Source organism: Cupriavidus sp. 05T313 (genome assembly GCF_056396665.1).
In genome coordinates this window covers 1-1,426 of the sequence record NZ_JBFTLX010000507.1, presented here as the reverse complement: position 1 = coordinate 1,426, position 1,426 = coordinate 1, and the positions used below count along the sequence as shown (strand labels likewise).

The window sequence follows — 1,426 nt, the reverse complement described above, 5'->3', positions numbered from 1 at the left end:
GGCGTACGTTATCCAGGCTGCTCTGCGGAACGGTACCGGTTGTGCGAACCAGGGTTAGCACGAATTTTACGAGCGCGTCAAGTTTTGCATCTGAGCTCAATCCGCCAGCGCGCAGTTCAACCATCTGTTCAGCAGTAAAACCCGCCATTTTGCCGGTCAAAGTATGTGCTGCGAGGCAATAGTCGCAACCGCTGTTTTCGCTAATAGCAAGGTTGATTGCTTCCAGCTCTTTCGCAGAAAGTTCGCCGCTGGATTTCAAGGCTGCGTTTGTCGCCAGCAACGACTGGAGCACGACGGGAGATTGCGAACCAATGCTCGCGTACGCGTTCGGAACCTTCCCGAGGCCGCGTTTGATGTTAGCGAACAGTTCGGCAGTTAAGCCGGTGGCGGACGTGACATCGATCGTGGACATACGAGTCATTTGGATTCCTTTAGTAAGGTTAAGCTACGGGGATGGGGTTCTCGGCCAGGGACTGGTTGAATTGGTCGACCAGCGTGTGTTCCTGGGAACCAGGGTTGTTGCGCAGCGGCATTGCGATATCCACCACCACCTCGGTGGTGGCGGTCTCGAGCTTCCGCACCGTTTCAGCGATAAATGCAGGCAGCGGCATGGCGCGTGAATCGCCGCTCCTGTAAATCAGGTCGGTATCTACCCACGGAGGTGCAATCTCCAGCACCCGCTCACTGGTGCCACGCAGCATGAAGCGCTGCGATAGCGCATACGAGTGGATTGCTGCCTTAGTGGCCGAGTACAGCGCCGTGCTCGCCAGTGACACAAAGGCCAGAACCGAACTGTCGTTGATGATCGTGGAATCGGGCTGCGACTTCAGGTGCTCAACAAACGCTGCCCTAGAACCGAGGCAAAAACAGGGACGAAGKGTTCGCGACGGCCATCATTTATGCTAGGAAGCGGTCTACCTGCATCACGAAATCTTCAACCTCCTGGAACAGAAACGCGTGGCCAGCATCGGGATAAAGGATTAGCTTTGCATCGGGTGCCTGCTGTGACAATACGAAAGAGCGATAGGCCGGTAGCATGACATCACACGCGCCGTTGGCAACGAGCATCGGCAGACGTAGTTCGCTGGCCCGGTGCAGCACGCCCTGCCACGACGAAATGGCCTTGATTTGGGCCATGAATGCCTCGGCCGTGACGGCGGGGCCGCGGTCCAGTTGCCCGGCGATTCTATTCAGCGAGGCGCGGCCCGCGTCGACTGCGCATTCGCTTTGCGGGAAGAACAGAAACAGAAAATCTTCGATGTCATTGACGGGACGCGCCATGACCTGCGGAACTCTCGGATGAGGTTGCGGCCCACCGGTGATTCCACCGGGACTGGATCCAGCGACGATCAGGCGTCGCACCAGATGCGGGGCCTCGAGCGCCAGTTGCTGCGCCACCACCCCGCCTAGCGACCAACCCAACACG

Annotated in this window: 2 protein-coding genes and 1 pseudogene; all 3 read right to left on the bottom strand. The window is 58.1% G+C overall.

Annotated elements, in window-relative coordinates:
* On the bottom strand, positions 1-412 hold a 412-nt coding region (locus tag AC1DKD_RS41295), incomplete at its 3' end, for a carboxymuconolactone decarboxylase family protein (RefSeq protein ID WP_477144755.1).
* 28 nt (positions 413-440) lie between these two features.
* Positions 441-848 (bottom strand): annotated as a pseudogene (locus AC1DKD_RS41290) (SDR family NAD(P)-dependent oxidoreductase); the annotation flags it as partial.
* 49 nt (positions 849-897) lie between these two features.
* The coding region (locus AC1DKD_RS41285; RefSeq protein WP_477144754.1) for an alpha/beta fold hydrolase at positions 898-1,426 on the bottom strand (529 nt) is incomplete at its 5' end.